The organism is Streptomyces graminilatus (assembly GCF_001418565.1).
Classification (GTDB): Bacteria; Actinomycetota; Actinomycetes; order Streptomycetales; family Streptomycetaceae; genus Streptomyces; species Streptomyces graminilatus.
Genome location: NZ_LIQQ01000784.1, coordinates 1 through 3,343, shown reverse-complemented (window position 1 = coordinate 3,343; position 3,343 = coordinate 1). Strand labels below are relative to the sequence as shown.

Genomic DNA, 3,343 nt, shown 5'->3' with positions numbered 1-3,343 from the left:
GCCACCAGGCCCCGGCACCACGTCCAGTCGGTCGTGGTGCCGGGGCCTGGTGGCGTGGTTACGCCTGTTCCCGTGTTTCTTCCGTGGCCCCTTGCCGTACTCGCAGTGCGCGGGCCAGGTCGTCGAGCTGGTCGATGAGTTTGCGGCGCAGGGACGGTATCGGGGCGGCGTCGCGCAGGCACTTCTCGCCGAGGCGGAGGGTGTCGGGGGTGACGGCGTGGGCCGGGAAGGCCCAGCGGCCGGCGGCGTCGGCGATGGCGGGGCCCCGGCGGTCGGCGACGGCGACCGCGTCGGTCCAGTACCGCTTGGCGTACTCCTCGGTGAGGTCGGTCTGTTCGGGCTGCCAGAAGCCCTGGGCGGTGGCCACGAAGAGGTAGTTGGAGAGGGTGTCACTGGTGAACATCTGTTCCCAGGCGCGGAGTTTTGCCTCGGGGTCGGGCAGGGCGGCCCGGCAGCGGGCGGCGCCTTCCTGGCCGGAGGCGCTGGGGTCGCGGGCGAGTTCCGCGTCGATCTCGGCCTCGTCGGTGGCGCCGAGGACCGCGAGCCGGGCCAGGACGCGCCAGCGCAGTTCGGGGTCGAGTTCGGGGCCGCCGGGGACGGTGCCGTCGGCGAGCCAGGCGGCGATGGTGTCGGGGTGGGCGGCGACGTCGATGAAGTGGCGTACGGCGATGAGGCGCAGGCCGGGGTGGTCGCCGTCCTCGGTGCGGCGGATGAGGTCGCGGCAGAGGGAAGCGAGGGTGGTGAGGGCCGCGGGGCGTTCCTCGGAGGGCAGGTAGCGGTCGGCGACGGTGGCCGAGGCGAAGGTGAGGACGCCTTGGACGAGGGCGAGGTCGGTTTCGCGCGGGAGGTGGGCGCGGACGGTCTCCAGGTAGTCCACGGGCGGGAGTTGGCCGTCGCGTACGGCGTCGCGCAGGGCGTTCCAGACGACCGCGCGGGTGAGCGGGTCGGGGAGGCCGGAGAGGGCTGTGCGGACGGTTTTGAAGGATTCGGGGTCGAAGCGGACCTTGGCGTAGGTGAGGTCGCCGTCGTTGACGAGGAGCAGGGCGGGGCGCTTGCCGATGGGCTCCGGGGCGTCCTGGGGGACGTCGACATGGCGGCGCTCGCGGAGGGTGAGGGTGCCGTCGCCGGCGGCGTCGTGGTCGTAGAGGCCCACGGCGACGCGGTGGGGGCGGCTGCCGTCGTGGCGGACGGTGAGGTGGCAGGCGCCCGGCTCGCCGTTGGTGAGGCGGGGGGTGAGGGTGTCGACGCCGGTGGTGCGCAGCCAGGCGTCGGCCCAGGCCTGGACGTCTCGTTCGGTGGCGGCGGCGAGGGAGTCGATGAAGTCGGTGAGGGTGGCGTTGCCGAAGCGGTGGCGGGCGAAGTGGGTGTTGATGCCGGCCAGGAAGTCCTTCTCGCCGAGCCAGGCGACGAGTTGGCGCAGGGCGGAGGCGCCCTTGGCGTAGGAGATGCCGTCGAAGTTGACGAGGGCGGCGGCGGTGTCGTCGACGGCCTCGGGGGCGACGGGGTGGGTGGAGGGGCGCTGGTCGGCGTCGTAGCCCCAGGCCTTGCGGGAGATGCCGAAGTCGGTCCAGGTGTCGGTGCCCCGCCATGCGGGGGGAGTCCCGCCGGGGCCCGCGGGGGCGACTTCGTTGAGGGTCTGGTAGCCCATGTACTCGGCGAAGGACTCGTTGAGCCAGATGTCGTCCCACCACTGGAGGGTGACGAGGTCGCCGAACCACATGTGGGCCATCTCGTGGGCGATGACCATGGCGCGGGTCTGGCGTTCGGTGTCGGTGACGGCGGAGCGGTAGACGAACTCGTCGCGGAAGGTGACGAGGCCGGGGTTCTCCATGGCGCCGAAGTTGAACTCGGGGACGAACGCCTGGTCGTAGGAGTCGAAGGGGTAGGGCTCCTCGAACTTCTCGTGGTAGCGGTCGTAGCACGCGCGCGTGATGTCGAGGAGTTCGTCGGCGTCGGTGTCGAGGTGGGGGGCGAGGGAGCGGCGGCAGTGGAGGCCGAAGGGGAGGCCGCGGTGTTCGCTGCGGACGGAGTGCCAGGGGCCGGCGGCGACGGCGACGAGGTAGGTGGAGATGCGGGGGGTGGGGGCGGCCTGCCAGAGTCCGTCGGCGGTCTCGGTGGTGATGCCGTTGGCTAGGACGGTCCAGCCCTCGGGGGCGCGCACGGTGAGCTCGAAGACGGCTTTGAGGTCGGGCTGGTTGAAGTTGGCGAAGACGGCTGCCGCGTCCTCCAGGGACATCTGGGTGTAGAGGTAGGTCTCGTCGTCGACGGGGTCGGTGAAGCGGTGCATGCCCTCGCCGGTGCGGGAGTAGCGCATCGCGGCGTCGACGCGCAGTTCGTGCTCGCCCTCGGTGAGGCCCGTCAGGGGCAGTCGGCCGTCGGTGAGCGTGCCGGTGTCCAGGGGCCGGCCGTCGAGGGTGGCCGATCGCAGCTCGGCGGGCCTGACCTCGACGAACGTGTCCGCGCCGGTGTGGCCCGCCGTCACCGCGAAGCGGATCACGGTGCGGGAGTCGAAGGTGTCGTCCCCGGTGGTGAGGTCGAGTTCGACCGTGTAGCGGTGGACGTCCAGGAGGGTGGCACGGGCTTGCGCTTCGTCGCGCGTCAGTACGGACATGGAGGACATGCTGCCTGATGCCGCTGACAGGGCACAGGGGCGGATCGGTACACGGCCTTTGTCCCTGTGCGCGCCCCTGCCCCTGGTGTGGCCTGTGGGCCTGTTCGCGGGGCCTGGACGTCTTCTCGGGCGCGCGGGGGCGCGGGCGCTCTCCGGGGCGTACAGGGTGTCCTCGTGGCCGTCGGGGATGAGGATCCTGGTGTCCGACGGCATGGCCCGGCGCCGCCTTCCCCTGTGGCCGGCCGTCGCCCACGCCGGCGCGCGTATCCGGCTGTGGTGCCCCCGGGGTCAGTTCACCGGTGGTTTCCCGCTGTTGAGGGTGTCCTCGGCGATGCGCTCGTGGTGTCTGATCACTTCGGCGATCACGAAATTGAGGAGTTTCTCGGCGAACGCGGGGTCGAGGTTGGCGCTCTCGGCGAGTCGGCGCAGGCGGGCGATCTGCTCGGCCTCGCGGTTCGGGTCGGCGGCCGGCAGTTGGTGTGCGGCCTTGAGGTGGCCGACCTGCTGGGTGCACTTGAAGCGCTCGGCGAGCATGTGGACGACGGCGGCGTCGATGTTGTCGATGCTCTCGCGCAACCGGCCCAGTTCCGCTCGGATCGCGGGGTCGACTTCACGGTTGTTGCTGGTGGTCATGGGCGTCCACATTACGTGGCATCAAGCGGCGCGGGTCGGGCGGGCCCGTGGGGCGACGGGGTGCGCACGCGCGCGTGGGCGTGCGCACCCCGTCGCCCC

General features: G+C 71.9%; 2 protein-coding genes. Both read right to left on the bottom strand.

Annotated elements, in window-relative coordinates:
- Positions 1 to 58 precede the first annotated feature (58 nt).
- Positions 59 to 2,611: an aminopeptidase N gene (gene pepN / locus AOK08_RS41555; RefSeq protein WP_055535725.1), complete on the bottom strand. Its 2,553-nt coding sequence runs from the start codon at positions 2,609 to 2,611 to the stop codon at positions 59 to 61.
- Positions 2,612 to 2,899: 288 nt separating this feature from the next.
- Entirely contained in the window at positions 2,900 to 3,244 is a 345-nt protein-coding gene (locus tag AOK08_RS41550; RefSeq protein ID WP_055535723.1) for a chorismate mutase, read from the bottom strand.
- Positions 3,245 to 3,343 lie beyond the last annotated feature (99 nt).

Excerpts from the sequence above, each read along its gene's own strand:
- pepN (WP_055535725.1), bottom strand. The coding sequence starts at position 2,611 with ATGTCCGTACTGACGCGCGACGAAGCGCAAGCCCGTGCCACCCTCCTG.
- AOK08_RS41550 (WP_055535723.1), bottom strand. The coding sequence starts at position 3,244 with ATGACCACCAGCAACAACCGTGAAGTCGACCCCGCGATCCGAGCGGAA.